The sequence below is a fragment of the Streptomyces sp. NPDC043680 genome (assembly GCF_056436685.1).
The window spans coordinates 280,718-300,096 of record NZ_JBWKCE010000007.1; the positions used below are offsets into that span (position 1 = coordinate 280,718).

General features: G+C 73.5%; 20 protein-coding genes. 12 read left to right on the forward strand and 8 right to left on the reverse strand.

Annotation, left to right across the window (positions count from 1 at the left end; translation table 11 throughout):
* The first annotated feature begins 11 nt into the window (after positions 1-11).
* The 6 genes from AC0666_RS17805 to AC0666_RS17830 all read left to right on the forward strand — a co-directional run bounded on the left by AC0666_RS17805 (position 12) and on the right by AC0666_RS17830 (position 4,441).
* Positions 12-686, forward strand: coding sequence for an amino acid ABC transporter permease (locus AC0666_RS17805; RefSeq protein ID WP_361720039.1), 675 nt, complete (start codon positions 12-14; stop codon positions 684-686).
* Positions 683-1,576, forward strand: a complete 894-nt coding sequence (locus AC0666_RS17810; RefSeq protein WP_468971394.1) for an amino acid ABC transporter permease — start codon at positions 683-685, stop codon at positions 1,574-1,576. The genes AC0666_RS17805 and AC0666_RS17810 overlap by 4 nt, the downstream gene beginning before the upstream one ends.
* 181 nt (positions 1,577-1,757) lie before the next feature.
* Positions 1,758-3,317: an FAD-dependent monooxygenase gene (locus AC0666_RS17815; protein WP_478707899.1), complete on the forward strand. Its 1,560-nt coding sequence runs from the start codon at positions 1,758-1,760 to the stop codon at positions 3,315-3,317.
* 41 nt (positions 3,318-3,358) lie between these two features.
* Entirely contained in the window at positions 3,359-3,445 is an 87-nt protein-coding gene (locus AC0666_RS17820) for a putative leader peptide (protein WP_311318651.1), read from the forward strand.
* A gap of 58 nt (positions 3,446-3,503) precedes the next feature.
* Entirely contained in the window at positions 3,504-4,055 is a 552-nt protein-coding gene (locus AC0666_RS17825; protein ID WP_478707900.1) for a cupin domain-containing protein, read from the forward strand.
* On the forward strand, positions 4,052-4,441 hold the full coding sequence (locus AC0666_RS17830; RefSeq protein WP_468585273.1) for a rhodanese-like domain-containing protein: 390 nt from the start codon (positions 4,052-4,054) through the stop codon (positions 4,439-4,441). The genes AC0666_RS17825 and AC0666_RS17830 overlap by 4 nt, the downstream gene beginning before the upstream one ends.
* 82 nt (positions 4,442-4,523) lie before the next feature.
* Here AC0666_RS17830 and recX read toward each other — a convergent pair whose 3' ends face one another.
* Together recX and recA are read right to left on the reverse strand one after the other, a co-directional pair.
* Positions 4,524-5,084 (reverse strand): recombination regulator RecX, encoded by a 561-nt coding sequence (gene recX / locus AC0666_RS17835; protein WP_478707901.1) that lies wholly within the window; start codon positions 5,082-5,084, stop codon positions 4,524-4,526.
* A gap of 3 nt (positions 5,085-5,087) precedes the next feature.
* Entirely contained in the window at positions 5,088-6,203 is a 1,116-nt protein-coding gene (gene recA / locus AC0666_RS17840; protein ID WP_361720023.1) for a recombinase RecA, read from the reverse strand.
* A gap of 191 nt (positions 6,204-6,394) precedes the next feature.
* Here recA and AC0666_RS17845 point away from each other — a divergent pair, with 191 nt between their 5' ends.
* Complete coding sequence (locus AC0666_RS17845) at positions 6,395-7,153, forward strand: Clp protease N-terminal domain-containing protein (protein ID WP_468971403.1); 759 nt, start codon at positions 6,395-6,397, stop codon at positions 7,151-7,153.
* Here AC0666_RS17845 and AC0666_RS17850 read toward each other — a convergent pair.
* Together AC0666_RS17850 and AC0666_RS17855 are read right to left on the reverse strand one after the other, a co-directional pair.
* Complete coding sequence (locus AC0666_RS17850) at positions 7,107-8,201, reverse strand: AI-2E family transporter (RefSeq protein ID WP_478707907.1); 1,095 nt, start codon at positions 8,199-8,201, stop codon at positions 7,107-7,109. The genes AC0666_RS17845 and AC0666_RS17850 overlap by 47 nt on opposite strands.
* A gap of 303 nt (positions 8,202-8,504) precedes the next feature.
* Positions 8,505-8,699 (reverse strand): DUF3046 domain-containing protein, encoded by a 195-nt coding sequence (locus tag AC0666_RS17855; RefSeq protein ID WP_356850333.1) that lies wholly within the window; start codon positions 8,697-8,699, stop codon positions 8,505-8,507.
* An 82-nt stretch (positions 8,700-8,781) separates the two neighbouring features.
* On the opposite strand from AC0666_RS17855, the gene AC0666_RS17860 reads away from it, so the two are divergent.
* Entirely contained in the window at positions 8,782-9,735 is a 954-nt protein-coding gene (locus AC0666_RS17860) for a hypothetical protein (RefSeq protein WP_468971405.1), read from the forward strand.
* A 157-nt stretch (positions 9,736-9,892) separates the two neighbouring features.
* Here the strand turns inward: AC0666_RS17860 and AC0666_RS17865 are convergent, their stop codons facing one another.
* From AC0666_RS17865 to AC0666_RS17875, 3 genes are all read right to left on the reverse strand, one after another.
* Positions 9,893-10,201 (reverse strand): AzlD domain-containing protein, encoded by a 309-nt coding sequence (locus AC0666_RS17865; RefSeq protein ID WP_468585277.1) that lies wholly within the window; start codon positions 10,199-10,201, stop codon positions 9,893-9,895.
* A complete protein-coding gene (locus tag AC0666_RS17870; protein WP_468585278.1) occupies positions 10,198-10,896 on the reverse strand; it encodes an AzlC family ABC transporter permease in 699 nt (232 codons plus the stop codon). Before AC0666_RS17870 ends, AC0666_RS17865 begins: the two co-directional genes overlap by 4 nt.
* A gap of 86 nt (positions 10,897-10,982) precedes the next feature.
* Positions 10,983-11,819 carry an AraC family transcriptional regulator gene (locus tag AC0666_RS17875; RefSeq protein ID WP_468971410.1) on the reverse strand — a complete coding sequence of 279 codons (837 nt, stop codon included), beginning with the start codon at positions 11,817-11,819 and terminating at the stop codon, positions 10,983-10,985.
* Between the two features lie 80 nt (positions 11,820-11,899).
* Between AC0666_RS17875 and AC0666_RS17880 the strand changes: the two genes are divergently transcribed.
* The 4 genes from AC0666_RS17880 to AC0666_RS17895 all read left to right on the forward strand — a co-directional run bounded on the left by AC0666_RS17880 (position 11,900) and on the right by AC0666_RS17895 (position 19,094).
* The gene (locus tag AC0666_RS17880) at positions 11,900-16,489 is read left to right on the forward strand and encodes an ATP-dependent helicase (RefSeq protein WP_468971412.1); all 4,590 of its coding nucleotides are present in this window, start codon (positions 11,900-11,902) and stop codon (positions 16,487-16,489) included.
* Positions 16,490-16,687: 198 nt separating this feature from the next.
* On the forward strand, positions 16,688-17,362 hold the full coding sequence (locus AC0666_RS17885; RefSeq protein WP_468585281.1) for a hypothetical protein: 675 nt from the start codon (positions 16,688-16,690) through the stop codon (positions 17,360-17,362).
* A gap of 121 nt (positions 17,363-17,483) precedes the next feature.
* Positions 17,484-18,287, forward strand: a complete 804-nt coding sequence (locus tag AC0666_RS17890; RefSeq protein ID WP_468971416.1) for a DNA-formamidopyrimidine glycosylase family protein — start codon at positions 17,484-17,486, stop codon at positions 18,285-18,287.
* 36 nt (positions 18,288-18,323) lie between these two features.
* Positions 18,324-19,094 carry an SDR family NAD(P)-dependent oxidoreductase gene (locus AC0666_RS17895; protein WP_478707902.1) on the forward strand — a complete coding sequence of 257 codons (771 nt, stop codon included), beginning with the start codon at positions 18,324-18,326 and terminating at the stop codon, positions 19,092-19,094.
* On the opposite strand, the gene AC0666_RS17900 is transcribed toward AC0666_RS17895, so the two are convergent.
* Complete coding sequence (locus AC0666_RS17900; protein ID WP_468971443.1) at positions 19,042-19,263, reverse strand: hypothetical protein; 222 nt, start codon at positions 19,261-19,263, stop codon at positions 19,042-19,044. The two genes, AC0666_RS17895 and AC0666_RS17900, sit on opposite strands and share 53 nt — an antisense overlap.
* Between the last annotated feature and the right edge of the window lie 116 nt (positions 19,264-19,379).

Sequence of the window (19,379 nt, forward strand, 5' to 3'; positions counted from 1 at the left end):
CGCAGGGCAACGTGTTCGACTTTCTTAATTCCGGGCAGTACGACGTGCTCGGAGCCTTCTGGGTGACGGTTCAGCTCACCCTCTACTCGGCGATCGGATCCCTGATCTGGGGGACCGTCCTGGCCGGAATGCGGGTCAGCCCGGTCCCGCTGATGCGGGCCTTCGGCGCGGCGTACGTCAACATCGTGCGCAACACCCCGCTGACCGTCATCATCATCGGCTGCTCGCTGGGTCTGAACCAGACCCTCGGCATCGCGCTCGGCGGCGGCACGTTCAAGGAGATCGGCTTCCGGCTCGCGGTCCTGGGCTTCATCGCCTACACCGGCACCTTCGTCTGCGAGGCGATCCGCTCGGGCATCAACACGGTGCCCGTGGGCCAGGCCGAAGCCGCCCGCGCGCTGGGCCTGAGCTTCTTCCAGGTGCTCACGCTGATCGTGCTCCCCCAGGCCTTCCGGGCGGTCATCGCACCGCTCACCAACGTACTGATCGCCCTCACCAAGAACACCACGGTGGCGGCGGCCATCGGCGTGGCCGAAGCGGCCCTGCTGATGAAGGAAATGATCGAGAACGAGCCGCAGGCGCTCTTCGCGGTCTTCGGCATCTTCGCCTTCGGCTTCGTCGTGCTGACCCTGCCCACCGGCCTGCTCCTGGGCTGGGTGGCCAAGCGAGTGGCGGTGAAGCGATGAGCTCCGTGCTGTACGACACCCCGGGCCCCAAGGCCAGGGCGCGCAACTGGATCTACACGGCGGCCTTCCTGGTCGTGTTCGGCCTGGTCATGTGGTGGGTCCTCGCCACCATGGCCGACAAGAACCAGCTCGACGCCGACAAGTGGAGCCCGTTCGTCACCGACAGCGAGGTCTGGACGACCTTCCTGCTGCCGGGACTCGGCGAGACGCTGAAGGCCGGCCTCATCGCCATGGTCATCGCGCTGCCGCTGGGTGCCGTCCTCGGCATCGGCCGGCTCTCCGACCACCGGTGGGTCCGGATCCCGGTCGGCGCCTGGGTCGAGTTCTTCCGCGCCATCCCGGTGCTGATGCTGATGCTGTTCGGCTCCGCGCTGTACGTGCGCTTCAGCACCGTCAGCTCCGAACTGCGGCCGCTGTACTCGGTGGTCACCGGCCTGGTCCTGTACAACTCCGCGGTCATCGCCGAGATCGTCGTGGCGGGCATCCGGTCGCTGCCGCGGGGCCAGACCGACGCGGCCAAGGCGATCGGCATGCGCAAGGGCCAGATCATGACGTACGTCCTGGTCCCGCAGGCCGTCACGGCCATGCTGCCGGCCCTGGTCAGCCAGCTCGTGGTGATCCTCAAGGACACCGCCATCGGCGGTGCGGTGCTGGGCCTGGGCGAGCTGCTGTCGATGAACCGGCAGATCTCGGCGAACTACAGCAACACCATCCCGACGCTCGTCGTGATCGCATTGCTGTTCATCCTCGTGAACTTCGCGCTCACCACCTTCGCCGCCCGGCTGGAGCGGCAGCTGCGGAAGTCGACCAAGGGCTCCGGCGCGGTGGTCGCCGGGGACGTGGCCGAGGTCGACGCGGGCGGCGCGGCCGGCGTGGGCGAGGCCCCCTGAGGCGGCTCTCCCCGCACGCGGGGCCCTGACACCCGGTCAGTACACTGGTGTGGCACATGTGGTGCGGCAGAACTCATCTGCCGCACCACACGCATGCTCGGGACCGGTGTCACTTGACGCAGGCACCTCCAGTGGGTTGCATACGTTCTGTGATCACATACCGGACATCGGGAGCCGCATCATGGACCCGGTGATCGTCGTCGGCGCGGGCCCGGTCGGACTGTCCCTGTCCCTCGCCCTGGCCGGCCAGGGCGTGCCCGCCGTCCTGCTCGACGAGGGGCCCGGAAAGGACGAACCACGACCGGCCCGTACGGTCGTCCTGCACGGCGACACCGCGTCGATGGTGCACCGGCTGGGCTGTACGACCCTGCGCGACGAGGGTGCGTACTACGCGGCCTGGCGCATGCGACGCGGCCGGGACACCCGGCGCACCACCTTCGAGGACGGCCCCGCCCCCCTGCACGTGCCGCAGCACGCCCTCACGCGCGGGCTGCGCCATGCCGCCACCGCGCACCCGCTGGTCCAGCTGGTCCCCGACAGCCGACTGGACTCCCTGGAGCAGGACGACCGCGGGGTCACCGCGCACACCAGCGGCGCGGAGACCACGTGGTGGCGCGGCAGCCACCTGGTCGGCTGCGACGGGGCCCGCTCCACCGTGCGCAAACTGCTCGGCATCCGCTTCCCCGGCCGCACCGCCGTGGAACGGCACGCCGTGGCCGCGCTGCGCACCGAACTCCCGTGGCCCGGCGAGGCCCTGCTGCACCGCGACCCGCCCCGGGAGACCATCGCCCGCCCCCTGCCCGACGGGGTGTGGCGGCTGGACTGGCTGCTCCCGGCCCGCGGGGACCTCGTCACCCCCGACACGCTGGTCACCCTCGTCCGGGACACCCTCGCCTCCTGGTGCGGGGGCACCACTCCCCCGTACGACCTCATCGACACCGGCGTCCACACGCTGCACCACCGGCTCGCCCGGCGCTGGCGCGACGGCCGCGCCTTCCTCGCCGGGGACGCCGCCCACCTGCTGGGCGCGCTCGGCACCCAGGGGGTCGAGGAGGGGCTCCGCGACGCCGAGAACCTGGCCTGGAAGCTCGCCCTGGCCTGGCACCAGGGGGCCTCCGAGGCGCTGCTCGACAGCTACGAGGGCGAGCGGCGGCGGGCGGTCGCGGCCCGGCTGCGCGCCGCCGACCAGTCGTTGCCGGTGCTGCGCGGCGGAGGCGGCCTGCGGACCCTGCTGCCCGGCACCGCCCGCGCCGGCGAACTCCTGCTCACCGAGGGCCACCTGGGCCGGGGACCGCTGGGCGCCGAGCCCACGTACGCCCCGCCGGTCGCCGTACGCGAGGTCCCCACCGCCACCGAGCCGGGGGGCGCCGTGGCGAACGTCGCGGTGACCGCTCCCGACGGGGCGACCGTGCCGCTGCGGGACCTGCTGGGGCGGGGCCGGCTGCTGGTGGTGCTGGTCGCTCCCGGCACCGGGGTCTGGGACCGGCGCCACTGGCTGGGTGCGGGGCTGATGCCCCGGCTGGCGGCGGCGGTGAGCGCCCTTCCGGTGCGGACGGAGCTGCTGGTCGCGGACGGCTACCCGGGGGCGGCGGCCCACACCGTCCTGTTGGTCCGGCCCGACGGCCATCTGGCGGCCACCTTCGCGGGGGTCCGGCCGGCGGAGCTGTACGAGGCGGCCGATGCAGTGCGCATGGGCGCGCCCGCCTCGCTCCAGGAGAGTTCGACGACACTTCAGCCGTGATCGATTGACCGGCCTTGCGCCCTCGTGCTTGACTCGCGGCCATGACCGGCAACGACGTGCGCCTGTGGCGGAGGGTCCATATGGACCTGCTCCGCTATGCGGGCTGCGTGTGTCGCCCTTCCTGCTGATTCGCCTTCTCCCCCGCGCCCCGCGCGTACTTCGCGAACCCCCAGGACGGTCATCTCCATGCCCACGCCCTTGTCCACGCACGCCCAGGCCCATATCCCTGCCCCCGCCCGCGCCGTCCCCGTGACGGCCGCCGAACTCCTCGATTTCGCGCTCCGCACGGCTGCCGACCCGGCGGTCGTCGACTCGCTCCCCCTGGACCCGCAGGGCCGTACGTGGATCCGACTGGAGGGGCCGGGGGGCAGTGAGGCCTGGGTGATCGGCTGGCCGCCGGGCACCGGCACCGGCTGGCACGACCACGCCGAGTCGCAGGGCGCGTTCGCCACCGCGCGGGGGCGCCTCACCGAGCGCTCGCTCGCGGTCCGGCTTCCTTCGGGGGGGTGGCGGAGCCTGGAACTGGCCCCGGAGGTGGACCGCAGCCGGAGCCTGGACGCGGGCAGGGGCCGGGCGTTCGGGGAGCACCACGTCCACGAGGTGCTGAACGAGTCCCCGGACGAGCATGCGGTCTCGGTCCACGCGTACTACCCGCCGCTGCCGCTGATCCGCCGTTTCAGCCGGACCGGGCAGGTCCTGACGCTGGAGCACGTCGAGCGCCCGGAGGACTGGCAGTGAGCACCGCACCGACCGGCGTCGACGCCCTGCTGGAGCAGGTCCGTACGACGTACTCCCGCCTCACCGCGGACGAGGCCCATGCCGCGTTCCTGGCGGACGACGCCCTGCTGGTGGACATCCGCTACCAGGCGCTGCGCGAGCGCGACGGGCTGATCCCGGGCGCGCTGGTGATCGAGCGCAACGAGCTGGAGTGGCGCCTTGATCCCCAGGGCTCCCACCGCGCCCCCGAGGCCACCTCGCACGACCTGCGGGTGGTGGTGATCTGCAACGAGGGGTACGCGTCCTCGCTGGCGGCGGTCTCGCTCCATGCGCTGGGCCTCCACCGGGCCACGGACCTGATCGGCGGATTCCAGGCCTGGAAGTCGGCGGGCCTCCCCACGACCTGAGTCGGCCCCGCCACCCGACCCTGGTCTGACCTCGGTCTCCGCACCCGGGGGCTCCCCCCGCCCCCGGGTCACCCGTCGGCGCTCAGCCTCCCGGGTACCCGAGGTCCTCCGTGTCCTCGCCTTCCGCTTCCAGCGCCCGCCGGACCACCCGCAGGGCCATGCCCTCCGGGTACCCCTTGCGGGCGAGCATCCCGGCGAGGCGTCTGATGCGCTTGTCCCGCTCCAGGCCCCGGGTGGTGCGGAGCTTTCGCTCGACGAGCTCCCGGGCGGTCTGTTCCTCCTGTTCGGAGTCCAGCTGTCCGAGCGCCTCCTCGACGAGGGTGGCGTGCACGCCCTTGGTGCGCAGCTCCTGGGCGAGTGCCCGGCGGGCGAGGCCCCGGCCGCGGTGCCGGGACTCGACCCAGGCCCCGGCGAAGGCGGCGTCGTCGATCAGGCCCACCTCCTCGAACCGGGAGAGGACCTCCTGCGACACCTCCTCGGGGATGCCCCGTTTGGCCAGGGCCTCCGCGAGCTGGCGCCGGGTCCGCGGCATCCCGGTGAGCAGGCGCAGGCAGATCGCCCGCGCCTGCTCCTCGGGACTCTGGGGCGGCAGGTCCTGGCGGCCTTCACGGCCGCCTGCGCCGCCCCTTTCCTGCTCCCGCACGGGTCAGCTCTTGGCCACGGCGGCCTTGGCCGTCGTCTTGGCCTTCGACGCGGGAACGGGCACGGCGGCGGCATCCGCGGCGGCGGGGGCGGCGGCGCCCGCCTCCTCGGCGCCGGCGTCCTTGCGCACGCCCACGCCCAGCTTCTCCTTGATCTTCCGCTCGATCTCGTTGGCGAGGTCGGGGTTGTCCTTCAGGAAGTTGCGGGCGTTCTCCTTGCCCTGGCCGAGCTGGTCGCCCTCGTACGTGTACCAGGCGCCGGCCTTGCGGATGAAGCCGTGCTCCACGCCCATGTCGATCAGGCCGCCCTCGCGGCTGATGCCCTGGCCGTAGAGGATGTCGAACTCGGCCTGCTTGAAGGGCGGCGCGACCTTGTTCTTCACGACCTTGCAGCGGGTGCGGTTGCCGACCGCCTCCGTGCCGTCCTTCAGGGTTTCGATGCGGCGGATGTCGATGCGCACCGAGGCGTAGAACTTCAGCGCGCGGCCACCGGTGGTGGTCTCGGGCGAGCCGAACATCACACCGATCTTCTCGCGGAGCTGGTTGATGAAGATCGCGGTGGTCTTCGACTGGTTGAGCGCACCGGTGATCTTGCGCAGCGCCTGGCTCATCAGACGCGCCTGGAGACCCACGTGCGAGTCGCCCATCTCACCCTCGATCTCCGCACGCGGCACGAGCGCGGCCACAGAGTCGATGACGATCAGGTCGAGCGCACCCGAGCGGACCAGCATGTCCACGATCTCCAGCGCCTGCTCGCCGGTGTCCGGCTGGGACAGGATGAGGTTGTCGGTGTCGACGCCCAGGGCCTTGGCGTACTCGGGGTCGAGGGCGTGCTCGGCGTCGACGAAGGCCACCGTCCCGCCGGCCTTCTGCGCATTGGCCACGGCGTGCAGGGTCAGGGTCGTCTTACCGGAGGACTCCGGCCCGTACACCTCCACGACACGGCCGCGCGGCAGCCCGCCGACGCCGAGGGCGATGTCCAGCGCGGTCGACCCGGTGGGGATGACGTCGATGGGGTCGTTCGGCTTGTCGCCGAGCCGCATCACGGCACCCTTGCCGAATTGCCGTTCAATCTGTGCGAGCGCGGCGTCGAGGGCCTTCTCGCGGTCGGTGCCTGCCATGGGTTCCACCCGGTTTGCTTGAGTCGATCGCTTCACGCCATTGACGCTAACGCCTGCCACTGACAATGCGCTTCCACGTCCGTTTCGGCTGTGGATAACTCATCAGAATGGATGTTCGATTTCCCTGTCAAGCGCGCCTCACTGACAACCCATGGTTGACGCACCTCGACTGTCAACCTAGGGTTGCCTCCATGACGAACCCTTCCGTGGAACCCGTTCGCATGACCAATCCGGTCCGCCTCGACGACCTCATCGAGGCCGTCAAGAAGGCCCACACCGACGCCCTGGAGCAGCTCAGCAGCGCCGTCGTCGCCGCCGAGCACCTCGGCGACGTGGCCGACCACCTCATCGGGCACTTCGTCGACCAGGCCCGCCGTTCCGGCGCCTCCTGGACGGACATCGGCCGCAGCATGGGCGTCACCCGCCAGGCCGCCCAGAAGCGCTTCGTCCCCAAGGCCGACAAGGGCGACGGCGCCCAGGAGATGGACGCCGCCCAGGGCTTCGCGCGCTTCACCGACCGCGCCCGCAACGTCGTGGTCACCGCCCAGAACGAGGCCCGCGCGGCCGGCAACACCGAGATCCGCACCGAGCACCTCGTCCTCGGCCTGCTCGCCGAGCCCGACTCCTTCGCCGGCCTCGCGCTGCGCGCCCAGGGCATCGGCTTCGACGCCGTGCGGACCGCGGCGACCGCGGCGCTGCCCCCGGCGGCCGCGGAGCTCCCCGCGCTCGTGCCCTTCGACGCGGCCGCCAAGAAGGCCCTGGAGCTCACGTTCCGCGAGGCCCTGCGCCTCGGCCACGCCTACGTGGGCACCGAGCACATCCTGCTCGGCCTCCTCGAACTGGAGGACGGCGCGGGCGTCCTGAGCGGCCTCGGCGTGGACAAGGCCGCCGCCGAGGCCGCGGTCACCGAAGCCGTGGCAGCCGTACACGACGGGGCCGACCCGCGGTAGCGCCGTCCTGCGCCGCCCCTTCCGTCAGGGCGTACCGCTTCACGTACGCCCCCAGGAAGGCCTGGAGGGTGGCGACGGCCGGGATCGCGATGAGCGCCCCGACCGCACCCAGCAGGGCGGTGCCGGCGATGACCGAGCCGAAGGCCACCGCCGGGTGGATGTCGACCGTCCTCGCGGTCAGCTTGGGCTGGAGGACGTAGTTCTCGAACTGCTGGTAGACGACCACGAACCCGAGGACGTACAGGGCGTACCAGGGATCGACCGTGAAGGCGATCAGCATCGGCAGCGCGCCCGCCAGGTAGGTGCCGATGGTGGGGATGAACTGGGAGACCAGCCCCACCCACACCGCGAGTGCCGGCGCGTACGGCACGTCGAGGACCGCGAAGACGACGTAGTGCGCGATCCCCGAGACCAGTGCCATCAGTCCGCGGGAGTAGAGGTACCCGCCGGTCTTGGCGACGGCGATCTCCCAGGCGCGCAGCACCTCCGACTGCTTCGCGGGCGGCAGTACGGAGCACAGCGCGCGCCGCAGCCGCGGCCCGTCGGCGGCGAAGTAGAAGGAGAAGAGTCCGATCGTCAGCAGCCGGAACAGTCCGCCGAGGACGGTGGCGGACACGTCGAGCACGCCGGTCGCGCTGTTCTGCACGTACTTCTGCAGCCAGTCGGAGTGCAGCAGGCTGTCCTGGATCTCCAGTCGGGACAGCTGGGTGTGGAAGGTCCCGTTGATCGAGTTGATCACCGAGTCGAGATAGCGGGGGAAGCCCTCGACCATGTCGACGATCTGCCCGGCGAGTATCGAGCCGAGCAGGACGACGAAACCGGCGGACGCCACGAACACCCCGAGGAAGACCAGGAAGGTGGCCAGCCCGCGCCGCATGCCGCGGGCCGCCATCCGGGCCACGGCGGGCTCGATCGCGAGGGCGAGGAAGAACGCGATCAGGATGTTGATCAGCAGCCCGGTCAGCTGGTGGAAGGCCCAGCTGCCGAGCTGGAAGCAGGCGACGAGGGCCAGGACGAGGACGACGGCGCGCGGCAGCCAGCGCGGCATGCGGGCGGCGGCCGACGCCGCCCCGCGCGGGACCTCGCCGGGCGGTGCCTCGCCGGGCGAGCTCTCGCCCGGCCGGGGTACCGCCGGGCGGTCCGGGGCGGACCCGTGCGGCCGCGCCGACGCAGCGGACACGTCCGGTCCGTCCGGCCGGTCAGGGGCGTCCGGCCGGTCATGGGCGTCGGGGCCGGGTGTTCCGGCGGGTCCGGGTGTCGGTGTCGTCGTCTCGTCAGTGGGGGCCACCGAGCCAGTCTGACCCACCCGCCGCGCCCCCGGCGAAGCCGCCTGCGGGCGGAGCCGGCGCCGTCAGCGCAGCGAGGCCGGTACGTCCATCGCCGAACACACCGCGCGCCACACGTCCTTGGTCTCCCAGCCCGCGTCGAGCGCCTGGAGGACGGTGAGTCCGCCGAGCTCGGCCATGACGTGGTCGCGCGCGAAGGAGTCGGCGTACGCGGCGCCGAAGTGTTCGGCCATCCGCTCCCAGAAAATCGTCAACCGCATGCGTTCAGTATCCCGCCCCGGGAGAGTGCACCGCCCCGGTTCGTCCTCCGTCCGCCCGTGGGGGCGCCCTACGGTTTCACGCATGCCTGGAGACGAAGCTTCCCCGCTGACCGCACTGGCCCGGGCCGAGCAGTTCATCTGGCTCACGGCCCGGGTCCTGGAGCAGCGGCGGTTCGCGTTCCACTTCCTCGGCGGCGACGCGGACCCGGTGGACACCGCCCTCGGCTCGTACCTCAACGCCGACGGCGGCTACGGCCATGCCCTTGATCCGGATCTGCGCGGTCCGCTCAGCCAGCCGCTGCACACCGCGCACGCCCTGCGGGTCCTGGACAGCCTGGGCCGCTGCGCCGGGCAGCGCATCGAGCGGCTGTGCCGCCACCTGACCCGGGTCTCCACCGGGGACGGCGCCCTGCCGGTGCTGCTCCCGGGCCCGGGCGGCTACCCGGCGGCCCCGTACCACCCGGTGCACGACGATCCGCCGAGCGAGCTGCTGGTCACGGGCCCGGTCGTCGGGGTGTTGCACCGCAACCGGATCTGGCACGCCTGGCTGTTCCGGGCCACGGACTTCTGCTGGGACCGGGTCGAGAGCATGCGGCACTCGCATCCGTACGAGGTGCAGAGCGCGGTGGCCTTCCTGGACGGTGCCCCCGACCGGGCGCGGGCGGTGGCGGCGGCGGACCGGCTGGGGCGGCTGGTGCGCGAGCAGCGGCTGGTCGTGCTCGATCCGCGGCGCCGCCACGAGTACCCGCTTCCCGCCGGCTACGCCCCGGGCGAGCGGTTGTTCCCCCACGACATCGCCCGGCGGCCGGAGTCGCTGGCGCGCGGCTGGTTCACGGACGAGGAGCTGAGGCGCTCCCTGGACTTCCTGGCCGCCGAGCAGCAGGCGGACGGCGGCTGGCCGGTGCGGCGCCAGGCGTGGGCGCCGGGCAGTTCGCTGGAGCGGCGCCCGATCGCGACGCTGGAGGCCCTGCTGACCCTGCGGGCGTACGGCCGCCCCCTGGGCAGCGCCCTCCCGGCCGGGGGCCGGGCCGGCTAGTGCTGTGGCCGGGAAGGTTTGCCGGGTCGCGTTGTCCGGTGCGGTGCATCGCAAGGCGGAGGCCCGCGGCTCGTACTGGACGTACTTGCGCGGTCCGACAACGCAGCGAGGTGCCGTGTCGGGCGGCGCGACCCGGTGGACCCTTCCGGTCACAGCACTAGCCGCCGAGGGCCCGGACACCGGCCGTGACCACCACGGCGGCGCCGACCACGACGAGGAAGGGAGCCCGGAGCAGGAGCGCGAGCCCCGCGGCGGCCAGGCCCGCGGCCCGGGCGTCGAGCACCAGCGCGTGTCCGGAGCCGAAGGTCTGCTGGGCGGTGAGGGCGGCGAGCAGGGCGACCGGGAGCAGGGCGGCGAGCCTGCGCACGAGCGGCCGTTCCAGTGCCCCGGCGGGGACGAGCAGTCCGGCGAGCTTGAGGGCGTAGCAGCCGGCGACGGTCAGTGCGATGGCGATCCAGACGTTCACGGCCGGCGTCCCTTCAGCCAGAGGACCAGCGGGGCGGCGAGGGCGGCGACGAGCACGGGCAGGCCCGCGGGCAGTACGGGCAGCAGGCCCAGTCCGAGGACGAGCGCGAGCGTGGCGACCGCCCGCTCGGTGGCGGTCTTCACCATCGGCGCGAGCAGCGCCAGGAAGACGGCCGGCCCCGCCGCGTCCAGCCCCCACGCGTCGGTGTCCCCGAGCGCCTCGGCACCCAGCACACCGAGCAGCGTGGTGAGGTTCCACAGCAGGTAGAGGCTCAGTCCGGTGACGGTGAAACCGAGCCGCGCCGACCTGCGGTCCGGCTGCGCCAGCGCCACGGCGGTGGTCTCGTCGATCACCCAGTGCGCCGCGAGGGGGCGCAGCGGCCGGGGCAGGGCGAGCAGCTGTGACAGCCGCAGCCCGTAGAAGGCGTTGCGCGTACCGAGGAAGAAGGCCCCGGCGGCGGCGGTGAACGGATTGCCCCCGGCGGCCAGCGCCCCGACCAGCGCGAACTGCGAGGCCCCGGTGAACACGAGCAGGCTCAGCACGCAGGCCTGGAGCACACTGATCCCGGCTCCGGCGGCGGTCGCCCCGAACGCGAAGCCGGACAGCCCGACGGCCACCCCGACCCCGAGCGCATCGCGCACGACCGCGCCGCGCGGCTTCTCCCCGGGCCCCGCGGGGGCCTCCTGTACCACCATCCGATGTTCTCCCACGCCCCGAACGTACGGGGGGCGCGGCGGTGCGGTCTTGTACGTTCTTGCGCGCTCCCCGGTATCCCCGCAGGTCAGGCTCGGGCCCGACCGGCCCGTTCGCGGCGGTAGGCGCCCGGGGGGACGCCCACGATGCGGGTGAAGTGGCGGTTGAGGTGCGGCTGGTCCGAGAAGCCGACCGCGAGGGCCGCCTCCGCGGGGGCGGTGCCCGCGTCGAGCAGGCGGCGGGCCCGGCGGACCCGGGCGTCGGTGAGCCAGGTGTGCGGCGGCATGCCGTAGCGCTCCCGGAAGGCCCGCAGCAGCGCGAAGGGGCTGGTGCCGAGCTCCGCGGCCAGTTGTTCCAGCGAGGGCGGCCCGGCCATCCGCTCCTCCAGCACCGCCCGGGCCCGCACGGCGTCGGCGGCTGCCGCGCCGCGCACCGGGCGGGCGGGCAGCGGTCCGGCGTGCCGGGTCAGCATCCGCGCCACCGCCCGGCGCAGCAGGGTGTCGGCGGCCAGCGCGTTGCCCTCCTCGGCGGCCCGGTGCACCTGGGCGATCAGCCGGGAGGCCTCCGGGTCGGTGACCGAGTCGGTGGTGAAGCCGGGGGTTCCGCGCAGGTTGCCGACCTCCGCCGCCACCTCGGCGATCAGCTCCCGGGAGGGGTAGAGGGTGGCGTACGCCCAGCCTTCGGGGGCCCCGGCGCGGGCGGTGTGCGGGACCTCGGGGTTGATCAGGACGACGCTGCCCGGCCCGGCCCGCACGATGCCTCCGGGCAGGCCGACCTCCTCGATGCCGCCGGTGACGGCCGCGATCACGTACCCCTCGTGGGCGTGGCGTGGGAAGGAGTGGCGGATGTAGTGCGCGCGCAGCAGGTCCAGGCCGGGCAGTTCCGGGTACTGCCAGTGCCGCGCCCACTCGCCGTTCTGCGCCATTCCCCCATTCTGCGCCCGCCCGGAAACCGGTGTTCGCGCAGGTCCGGCCGGTTGTCGGTGGCCGGGTGCAGGATGGGGGCATGGCCGGCTCCGCGCTCGATGCGTTCTCCCCTGCGACCCGCTCCTGGTTCACGGGGGCCTTCCGTACGCCCACCGCCGCCCAGGAGGGGGCCTGGCGGGCCATCGGGGCCGGGTCGGACGTGCTCGTCGTCGCGCCCACCGGCTCCGGCAAGACGCTGGCCGCCTTCCTCGCCGCGCTCGACCAGCTGGCGTCCGTCCCGCCGCCCGCCGAGCCGAAGAAGCGCTGCCGGGTGCTGTACGTGTCGCCGCTGAAGGCCCTCGCGGTCGACGTGGAGCGGAATCTGCGCAGTCCGCTGACGGGGATCCGCCAGGAGTCCGTCCGGCTCGGCCTGCAGGAGCCGGAGATCCGGGTGGGGATCCGCTCCGGCGACACCCCGCCCGCGGAGCGGCGGGCGCTGGCCACCCGGCCGCCGGACATCCTGATCACCACCCCCGAGTCGTTGTTCCTGATGCTGACCTCGGCGACGCGTGATGCGCTGTCCGGGATCGAGACGGTGATCCTGGACGAGGTCCACGCGGTCGCCGGGACCAAGCGCGGTGCGCACCTGGCGCTGTCCCTGGAGCGGCTGGACGAGCTGCTGCCGCGCCCGGCCCGCCGGATCGGGCTGTCGGCGACGGTGCGGCCGGTGGACGAGGTGGCCCGCTTCCTCGCGCCGCGCGGCAAGGTGGAGATCGTCCAGCCGCCCTCGGCCAAGGAGTTCGACCTGTCGGTCGTGGTCCCGGTCGAGGACATGGGCGAGTTGGGCGGCTCGCCGGCCACGGAGGGCAAGGAGGGCGGCGACAAGCCCTCGATCTGGCCGCATGTGGAGGAGCGGATCGCCGACCTGGTCCAGGCCCACCGCTCCACGATCGTGTTCGCCAACTCCCGCCGCCTGGCGGAGCGCCTGTGCAACCGGCTCAACGAGATCGCGTACGAGCGCGCCATGGGCGAGCGGCTGCCCGAGGGCCCGCCTCCCGCGCAGGTCATGGCCCAGTCGGGCGCTGTGCAGGGGGCTCCTGCGCTGCTGGCCCGCGCGCACCACGGCTCGGTCTCCAAGGAGCAGCGGGCGCTGGTGGAGGAGGACCTGAAGGCGGGCCGGCTGCCGGCCGTGGTCGCCACGTCCAGTCTGGAGCTGGGCATCGACATGGGCGCCGTCGACCTGGTGGTGCAGGTGGAGTCCCCGCCGTCCGTGGCGTCGGGGCTGCAGCGGGTGGGCCGGGCCGGCCACCAGGTGGGCGCGGTCTCGACCGGCGTGGTCTTCCCCAAGTACCGCGGGGACCTGGTGCAGGCGGCCGTGGTGACCGAGCGGATGCGCACGGGGTCGATCGAGTCCCTGCGCATCCCCGCCAACCCGCTGGACGTCCTGGCGCAGCAGCTGGTCGCGATGACGGCGATGGACACCTGGCAGTTGGACGAGCTGCTGGCGCTGGTGCGGCGGGCGGCGCCGTTCGCGGCGCTGCCGGAGTCGGCGTTCACGGCGGTCCTCGACATGCTGGCGGGCCGCTATCCCTCCGACGCGTTCGCGGAGCTCAGACCGCGGGTCGTGTGGGACCGGGTGGCGGGGACCATCACGGGCCGGCCGGGGGCGCAGCGCCTGGCGGTCACCTCCGGCGGCACGATCCCCGACCGCGGCCTCTTCGGCGTCTTCCTCGCGGGCGCCGACCCGAAGAAGGGAGGGGGCCGGGTCGGCGAGCTCGATGAGGAGATGGTCTACGAGTCCCGGGTGGGGGACGTCTTCACGCTCGGCACCACCTCCTGGCGGATCGAGGACATCACCCGGGACCGGGTCCTGGTCTCCCCCGCCCCCGGCGTCCCGGGCCGGCTGCCGTTCTGGAAGGGCGACCAGCTGGGCCGCCCCCTCGAACTGGGCCGGGCGGTCGGCGCGTTCCTGCGCGAGCTCGGCGCCCTCACCGACGAGGACGCCCGGCTGCGCCTGCTGGCGGCCGGCCTGGACGCCTGGGCCGCGGAGAACGTCCTGGCGTACCTGGCGGAGCAGCGCGAGGCCTGCGGCCACGTGCCGGACGACCGGACCATCGTCGTGGAGCGGTTCCGCGACGAGCTCGGCGACTGGCGGGTCGTGGTGCACTCTCCGTTCGGCGCGCAGGTGCACGCCCCGTGGGCGCTGGCCCTCGGTGCCCGGCTGGCCGAGCGGTACGGGATGGACGCGCAGGTGATGCATGCCGACGACGGGATCGTGCTGCGCCTGCCGGATGCGGACCTGCTCTCGGTGGACCTCCTGGACCACGACCCCTCGGCACCCCACGCCTTCGAGTTCGACGACGAACAGGCCCCGCTGGGCGCGGCGGACGTCGCCTTCGACCACGGGGACGTCCAGCAGATCGTCACCGACCAGGTGGGCGGCTCCGCGCTGTTCGCCTCCCGGTTCCGCGAGTGCGCGGCCCGCGCCCTGCTGCTGCCGCGCCGCAATCCGGGCAAGCGCACCCCGCTGTGGCAGCAGCGCCAGCGGGCCTCCCAACTGCTCCAGGTCGCTTCGGAGTTCGGTTCGTTCCCGATCGTGCTGGAGGCGGTGCGGGAGTGCCTGCAGGACGTCTTCGACGTGCCGGGCCTGACGGAGCTGATGGGCGACATCGAGGCCCGCCGGGTGCGCCTGGTCGAGGTCACCACCCCTGAACCGTCCCCCTTCGCCCGCTCGTTGCTCTTCGGGTACGTGGCCCAGTTCCTGTACGAGGGGGATTCGCCCCTCGCCGAGCGCCGCGCGGCCGCCCTGTCGCTGGACTCCCGGCTGCTGGCCGAGCTGCTCGGCCAGGCGGAGCTGCGGGAACTGCTCGACGCGGAGGTACTGGAGGAGCTGGAGCGGGAGCTTCAGTGGCTGACCGAGGACCGGCGGGCCAAGGACCGCGAGTCGGTCGCCGACCTGCTGCGCATGCTCGGCCCGCTGACCTCGGCCGAGCTGGCCGAGCGCGGCGCCGACCCGTCCTGGGCACAGGACCTGGCCGACGCCCGCCGGGCCATCCCGGTCCGGATCGCGGGCGCCGAGCACTGGGCGGCGATCGAGGACGCCGGCCGGCTGCGGGACGCGCTCGGCACCGCCCTCCCGGTGGGGGTGCCGGAGGCCTTCACCGAGCCGGTCAAGGACCCGCTGGGCGACCTCCTGGCCCGGTACGCCCGTACGCACGGCCCGTTCACCACCGCTTCCGTCGCCGCCCGCTTCGGTCTGGGCGCGGCGGTGACGGAGGGCGCGCTGCACCGGCTCGCGGCTGCGGGGCGGGTGGTCCAGGGCGAGTTCCACCCGTCGGGCATCGGCCAGGAGTGGTGCGATGCGGCGGTGCTGCGCAGACTGCGCCGCCGGTCCCTGGCCGCCCTGCGCCAGGAGCTGGAGCCGGTTCCGCCGACCTCCCTGGCGACCTTCCTGCCGCACTGGCAGCACCTGGGCGGCGCCCTGCGCGGGATCGACGGCCTGGCCCGGGCCGTGGAGCAGCTCCAGGGCGCCCCGGTCCCCGCCTCGGCACTGGAGCGGCTGATCCTTCCCTCCCGGGTGGCGGGCTACTCCCCGACCCTGCTCGACGAGCTCACCACCACCGGCGAGGTGGTGTGGGCGGGAGCGGGAGCCCTGCCGGGCAAGGACGGCTGGGTCTCGCTCTACCTGGCGGACGCGGCCCCCCTGCTGCTGCCGCCGCCGCATCCGCTGGAGCTCACCCCGCTCCACCAGTCGATCCTCGACACCCTCTCCGGCGGGTACGGCCTGTTCTTCCGTCAACTCGCGGAATCGGTGCGGGCCAAGTGGTCCGAGGCCACCGATCCGGAACTGTCCGATGCGCTGTGGGACCTGGCCTGGTCGGGCCGCCTCACGAACGACACCCTGGCCCCGCTGCGCTCCCTGCTCGGCTCGGGCCGCACGGCGGGCGCCACCGCACACCGGGCCCGGCGTACCGTCCCGCGCGGGCGGTACGGCACGCTCAGCGCCCAGGTCTCCCGGCCCGGCCCTCCCACCGTCTCGGGCCGCTGGTCGCTGCTGCCCGCCCAGGCTCCGGATCCCACCCACCGCGCGCACGCCCTGGCCCGTACGCTGCTGGACCGGCACGGGGTGGTGACCCGGGGGGCGGTGGCCGCCGAGGGTGTCGAGGGCGGGTTCAGCGCCGTCTACCGGGTGCTGTCGGCCTTCGAGGACAGCGGCCAGGCCCGCCGCGGGTACGTGGTGGAGGGCCTGGGCGCGGCCCAGTTCGCCATGGACGGGGCGGTGGACCGGCTGCGGGCGGCCGAGCGGACGCCGCCCCCGCTGGCGGCGGTGGTGCTGGCCGCCGCCGATCCGGCGAACGCGTACGGCGCCGCCCTGCCCTGGCCGGAGCCCCCGGCCGGGGCCACCCACAAGCCGGGCCGCAAGGCGGGCTCCCTGGTGGTCCTGGTCGACGGGGAGCTCACCCTCTACCTGGAGCGCGGCGGCAAGACCCTGCTGGCCTGGCCCGGAGCGGGGGATCCGCGTCTGACGGCCGCCGCCGAGGCCCTGGCCGCCGGCTGCCGCACCGGCGCGCTCCCGCCCCTGACGGTGGAGCGGATCAACGCGGCGGCCGCCCTCACCTCGCCCGTGGGGGCCGCCCTGGAGGCGGCGGGATTCCATGCGACGCCGCGGGGGCTTCGCCTGCGCCCCTGAAACCGCAGAGCCGTCCCGACCGTTGCGCTTATGTTCCGCTTATGTACTGAGCGCGTCACGAGACCCGTCCTGGCTGGCCGTGTCGATCATTTGTGCACTATCAAGATCCACGCAGGCATCGCACAACGGCGGTGCCACGTCACGTAACAGTCGTCACGTACACAGTCATGGGGGACGAGAAAAGTGAGCACCTTCGGCATGCGACGAGCTGCAACGGGCGCCATCGGTCTGGCGGTTGCCGGCACGCTGACGCTGACCGGCTGCAAGAACGGCAACGAGGAGGTCGCCCCGGCGCAGTCCAGCGCCCCGGCCGCACAGCCCTCCCAGCCCGGAGCCGAGCAGCCCAGTACCGCGGCCAGCCCGAGCACGGGCAGCGGCAGCAGCGCGGCTCCCGGCGGCGCGGCCGGCCAGGCGAAGTCCGGGCAGGCCTTCAAGCTCGGCGAGACCGCCACGGTCCCGTTCAGCTACGGCAGCAACAAGGGCGGCACCATCGCCCTCACCGTCACCTCGGTCGACCAGGGTCAGCCCGCCGACCTGGACCCGCTCAAGCTCGGTGACAAGGTCAAGGGGATGATCCCCTACTACATCCACTACACGGTGAAGAACGTCGGCACCACCGACCTGTCGTACTCCTCCGTGGGCCACATCAAGGGTCTGCTGCCGGACGGCAGCGAGGCGCAGGGCGTGGCGGTCATCGGCAAGTTCGAGAAGTGCAAGGACGACTCGCTGCCGAAGGGCTTCACCAACGGCCAGTCACAGACCAACTGCGTGATCGCGCTGGCCCCCTCGGCCCAGACGAAGGTGGCCGGCGCCGAGTACTGGGGCGACCCGTACAACAGCCTGAGCGACGGCAAGCCCCTCACCTGGAAGTAGCAGGCGGCCCCACCGGCCCGGCACTCCCGTGATCACCGAGCCCCTGTGGCGGCACCCCGCCCCAGGGGCTCGCGCGCTGTCCACCCCGCCGCCGGCGTCCGGTCCGGGCCACAATGGGGGCATGCCCGAAGGAGACAGCGTCTGGCGCGCGGCGGCCCGGCTGCACGCGGCCCTGGCCGGCCGGGAGATCACCCTCAGCGACCTGCGCACCCCCCGCCTGGCGACCGTCGACCTCACCGGCCGCACCACCCTCGACGTCACCCCCCGGGGCAAGCACCTGCTCGCCCGGATCAGCGGCGACGGCGGCCTCACGCTCCACAGCCACCTGCGCATGGACGGCGCATGGAACGTCTTCGCCGCGGACGAGAAGTGGCACGGCGGCCCCGCCTACGAGATCCGCGCCATCCTCGGCACCGAGTCCCACACCGCCGTCGGATACCGCCTGCCCGTCCTCGAACTGCTGCGCACCGCCGACGAGGACCGCGTCGTCGGCCACCTCGGCCCCGACCTGCTCGGCCCGGACTGGGACGCCGCCAAAGCGGCGGCCAACCTCCTCGCCGCCCCCGAACGTCCCCTGGGCGAAGCCCTCCTGGACCAGCGCAACCTGGCCGGCATCGGCAACGTGTACAAGGCCGAGCTGTGCTTCCTCGCCGGGGTCACCCCGTGGACGCCGGTCGGCGAGCTCCCCGACCCGGCCACCACGACCGTCCGCCTGGCCGGCGCCGCCCACCGCCTGCTGTCCGCGAACACCGGCCGGGGCGAGACCCGCAACACCACCGGCATCCGCCGCCACGGGCAGGCGCTGTTCGTCTACGGCCGCGCCCACCGCCCCTGCCTGCGCTGCGGCACCCCCGTCCGCCAGGCCCCCCAGGACGACCGCCCCACCTACTGGTGTCCCCGCTGCCAATCCGGCCCCACACCCTAGTTGACGCTCCGTCAGATCCGGTCGTACGGTCCCGACATGCCCACACCCAGAGCCCCGTACGACCTGACCGGCCGGACCGCCCTGATCACCGGCGCCGCGAGCGGCATAGGCCGGGCCACCGCCGCCCTCCTCGCCGAGGCCGGAGCCGCGGTGCACTGCGCGGACCTCGACGGCCCCGGCCTCACAGAGACGGTCGGGCTCATCACCGAGGCCGGCGGGCGGGCCACCGCCCACCCCCTCGACGTGACCGACCGCACCCAGGTCCGGGCCGCGGTCCAGGCCGCGGGCCCGCTCCACATCACCGCCGCCATCGCCGGCGTCATGCACACCAGCAGCGTGCTGGAGACGGCCGACGAGGACCTCGACCGGATCCTGGACATCAACTTCAAGGGGGTCCTGCGCACCTGCCAGGAAGCCGCCCGCTCCATGATCGCGGCCGAACGCCCCGGTTCCATCATCACCATGGCCTCCGGCGCCGTGGACGCCGCCCAGCCCGGCCTGCTCTGCTACAGCGCCGCCAAGGCCGCCGTCGTCCAGCTCACCAAGACCCTCGCCACCGAGGCCGGCCCCCACGGCATCCGCGTCAACGCCGTCGCGCCCGGCTGGATCCGCACGCCCATGACCGCCCGCCACGGGCCCGAGGTCCAGGAGCAGACCGAGGCGATGATGATGCGGATGTCCCCACTGCGCCGGGTCGGCGAGCCCGAGGACGTCGCGCACGCCGTGCTCTACCTGGCCTCGGACGCGTCGTCCTTCATGACGGGCCAGATTCTGCGCCCGAACGGCGGAGTGGCGATGCCCTGGTAGCCGTGGAGGCCGACCTGCGCCGGCTCCTGCGCACCGGCTGGGGCGTGCAGTGCACCGGGAGCAGTCCCAGCCCCCAGCCGCCCACCGCCACCGCGCCCTCCACGGGGCCCGCCTCGGCCGGCGCCAGCGCGAGCCGCAGCACGGCCCACCACCACAGGGCGCCGATCATCAGCACGAGGGCCAGGACCGGATGGATGCGCAGTAACCGCCGCACGGCTGCCTCCCGGGACCAGGGCCTGTCCTCCGGATCAGGCCCCGCCGCGATCCGGACTCGCCCCATCCTCC